This window comes from Fervidicola ferrireducens (genome assembly GCF_001562425.1).
In the GTDB taxonomy this organism is placed as follows: domain Bacteria; phylum Bacillota; class Thermosediminibacteria; order Thermosediminibacterales; family Thermosediminibacteraceae; genus Fervidicola; species Fervidicola ferrireducens.
Genome location: NZ_LOED01000065.1, coordinates 1 through 3,565, shown reverse-complemented (window position 1 = coordinate 3,565; position 3,565 = coordinate 1). Strand labels below are relative to the sequence as shown.

3 protein-coding genes, 1 pseudogene and 1 riboswitch are annotated in these 3,565 nt (G+C 49.1%); of the genes and pseudogenes, 2 read left to right on the top strand and 2 right to left on the bottom strand.

The features are described 5' to 3' along the window. Window positions 1–272 precede the first annotated feature (272 nt). A complete protein-coding gene (locus AN618_RS12140) occupies window positions 273–815 on the bottom strand; it encodes an FmdE family protein (RefSeq protein ID WP_066355574.1) in 543 nt (180 codons plus the stop codon). A gap of 41 nt (window positions 816–856) precedes the next feature. Continuing rightward, window positions 857–1,396: pseudogene (locus tag AN618_RS12135) on the bottom strand (ABC transporter ATP-binding protein); the annotation flags it as partial. A gap of 189 nt (window positions 1,397–1,585) precedes the next feature. Then, a riboswitch (SAM riboswitch) is annotated at window positions 1,586–1,700 on the top strand. 70 nt (window positions 1,701–1,770) lie between these two features. Between AN618_RS12135 and AN618_RS12130 the strand changes: the two are divergent. Further along, window positions 1,771–2,805, top strand: a complete 1,035-nt coding sequence (locus AN618_RS12130; protein ID WP_066355571.1) for a methionine ABC transporter ATP-binding protein — start codon at window positions 1,771–1,773, stop codon at window positions 2,803–2,805. Beyond that, window positions 2,798–3,451 (top strand): methionine ABC transporter permease, encoded by a 654-nt coding sequence (locus tag AN618_RS12125; RefSeq protein WP_066355569.1) that lies wholly within the window; start codon window positions 2,798–2,800, stop codon window positions 3,449–3,451. Before AN618_RS12130 ends, AN618_RS12125 begins: the two co-directional genes overlap by 8 nt. The last annotated feature ends 114 nt before the right edge of the window (window positions 3,452–3,565 follow it).

Below are 3,565 nucleotides of genomic sequence, written 5' to 3'. Positions count from 1 at the left end.
AACTTCCCGGGAGTCCGGCAACACCCTGTGGTGGGGGTTAAGGGGCGATAGGCAGGCGGGGTAACTCCCCCTCCCGGTATGTGCCTTAGGGCAAAAGTCCGAGGGACGGAAAACGCCGGGAAGCAGCCTGGCAGCCAGAGGCCTAAAGCCGGGGGAATATGGGTCTCCCCTGTTTAATAGGGGTGCTGGGCTGGTCAGACGGTGATGGAGGTAGCCGTCGGCCCCGACAGTATAATGCTCGTTGGGGTCTGCACAATGAGTACCTAACAAAGTTATAGATTGTTTAGCTTTGTATAGGGAAAATTGACCTCCACGAAGCAATCGAGGCACACCCTTTTGCCGTCCATCAGGCGGATTTTGTGCTCGGGTGCTCCTTCTTTGCAGACTTCACAGATTACCGTCTTAAAAATTCTAGCCTTTTCAGGGATGGAGAAACTAGGTTTTTTGAAAAGGAATATGTCCTCAAGAGGCGCGGTCAAGATGAACTCCAACTTCTTTTGTTTATCTTGTATATTTTCTTTTGGACTGAAAACTATCCGTATGCTCTCACCGGTATCCCTCCTAAAGAAGCTGAAGGCCATCTTGCCAGTCCCCCGGTATATCAGGTTGCCCTTCCCAAAGGTACAGCCTGTAAGGACTTGCACCGCGTCGACACCGCAGGCGTCATTTTCCGTGACGCACACCAGTTCTTCGTCTTTTGAAAAGCCCCTTCCTAGCTTTTCCCTCAGTGCCTCGCAGGCCCTATAGCCTATGGCAAGGCCAGGGCATACGTGGCCATGAAACTCTACGCATTTCTTCCATTCATCCTTATCCAGAATTTCCACGGCACACTCACCTCCGCCTTTTTTGCTCAGCCTTACAAGGGCACAACCACAGGGATTCCCGCCAGTCTTTCCACCGCTACCTGGACTCCGTAGACGCTTTTTATGTTTTCCGGCGTCATTATTTCAATTCCCCCGCAGGCGAAGATCGTCCCGTTTTTCAAAAGGAGGAATTTATCAGCAAACCGCATTGCAAGGTTTAAATCGTGCATTACTACCACCACTGCGATGTTTCGCTCCTTGGCAGCTTTCTTTACTATCTTTAGCACCTCGAACTGATTTCTTAAATCTAGGTTGCTGGTGGGTTCGTCTAAAAGAAGTACCCGCGGCTCCTGGGCCAGAGCCCTGGCTATGACTACTTTCTGCAGCTCTCCTCCGCTCAGCTCGTCGAGGTAGCGAAGAGAAAGTTCCTCCATGCCAAGCACCTGTAAAACGTCTTGGACTATTTTCAGGTCTCTTGAGGTAGCACCCCACTTGATGTGAGGTTTTCTGCCCAGAAGCACAGCATCGAATACTGTAAAACGGCCACTTTCGTATCTTTGCGCCACGTAACCCAGGCGGCGGGCAACTTTCATGCTATTTTGGTGCTATTTTTTTCTAATTTCGTGACACTATTTTACCATACATCTCGCGTCGTTTCAAGTTAATTTTTTAACAAACTTGGCTGAAAATTTTGGGTAGGGCTAAAAAACTGGCTTAAAATGGCATTGACAGAACGTAAAAAGAGTGCTAATATTTATATCAACAAAATTGAATAAGAAAAACTCTTATCGAGAGCAGGTGGAGGGACTGGCCCGATGAAACCCGGCAACCGGCAACTGCGAGCGCAGTTGCAGCGGTGCTAATTCCAGCAGAACGTTACGTTCTGGCAGATAAGAGGTTACCAAACCCTCTTCTCGATGTCAGAAGGGGGTTTTTTGTTGCATTTTTGGGGAGGGGAGGGATTTAATTGATTCGGATAAGGAATCTCACAAAGGTCTACACTTCGGCTTCGGGAACCGTCAAAGCGTTAGACGGCATAAATCTCGACATCGAAAAAGGAGACATTTTCGGAATAATAGGCCTAAGCGGCGCAGGGAAAAGCACCCTGCTTCGGTGCATCAATTTGCTGGAAAAGCCCACATCAGGCTCTATAGAAATCGACGGCGTGGAGATGACCGGACTTTCCCCCAAAGAGCTTAAAGAGATGCGTAAGAAAATCGGCATGATTTTCCAGCACTTCAACCTGCTTTCCTCCCGGACCGTGTGGGGGAATGTGGCCTTTCCGCTGGAAATAGCCGGTTTTGACAGGAAAACCATAAACGAAAAGGTGGAAAATCTCCTGAATCTGGTTGGGCTTTCCGACAAGGCAAGGTCCTTCCCTTCGCAGCTTTCAGGAGGACAAAAACAGAGGGTCGGCATCGCCCGGGCTCTTGCCTGCGACCCGAAAGTTCTGCTCTGCGATGAGGCGACTTCCGCACTGGACCCGGAAACCACCCTTTCAATCCTGAAACTTTTAAAAGACATCAACGAGAAGCTGGGCATCACCATGGTGGTCGTGACCCATGAGATGAACGTGATAAAGCAAATATGCAACAAAGTGGCGGTTATAGAAAAAAGCCGGGTGGTAGAGCAGGGGACGACTTTTGAAATATTTTCAAGGCCGAAAACTCAGACGGCTCGCAACTTTTTAAAATCTATGTTCATCTGCGAAATTCCCGAAGAGCTTAAAGCGAAAATAAAGGCCTTAAACGGAAACCTGGCAGAGGGCCGCGTGGTCAAAATAGGATTTTTCGGTGAAATTACTGCAAAGCCCATCCTCTCGGAGGTTGTGAAAAAATTCGGCGTGAACGCTAATATCCTGTACGGAAACATAGACAACATCCAAGGTACTCCCTTTGGAACTTTGGTGGTGCAGTTCGAGGGGAAAAACGGGACGGCCGACAGGGCTCTTTCATACTTGCAAGATATAGGCCTTGACGTGGAGGTGGTGGAAATTGGCTGAAACTGTAAAGCTGCTTTTTAGTGCAACCCGTGAGACTGTCTACATGGTGGCGGTGTCGGTGCTCATAGCATCCATTTTCGGGATACCTCTCGGCGTCCTGCTTTATTCAACCGACAGAGGAAGGATTTTGGAAAACAGCCCCTTGAATAAAGCTTTGGGCACCATCGTTAATATATTCCGTTCCATTCCTTTCGTCATTTTGTTAATAATGCTCATTCCCTTTACCCGGTGGCTCGTGGGAAAATCCATAGGCACCACGGCCGCCATAGTTCCCCTTTCGGTGGCAGCCATTCCCTTTATGGGGAGGCTCACTGAAACAGCCTTGCGCGAGGTAGACCGCGGCGTCATCGAAGCGGCACAGGCCATGGGGGCGTCTCCTTTTCAGGTCATCACCAAGGTTTTAATCCCCGAGGCCCTGCCTTCGATCGCCGCTGGAATAACTATAACCGCCATAAACCTGGTGGGGTATTCCGCCATGGCCGGCGTGATAGGAGGTGGTGGACTGGGAGACCTAGCGGTGCGCTATGGATACCAGCGCTTCATGCTCGACATCATGCTCTACACCGTGGCAATACTTGTGGTTATGGTGCAGCTCATCCAGGTCCTTGGAGATTTGGTGGTAAAGTACCTTTCCAAACACCGTTAATCAATCAAAAATTTTTACATTAAGACGTGCTATGAAAAGTCAATAGGTTATAGCAAAAATTTTTGACAATCGCATAGAAATTCTGTTCACGCATTTTTGCCGGGAGGAGACCAT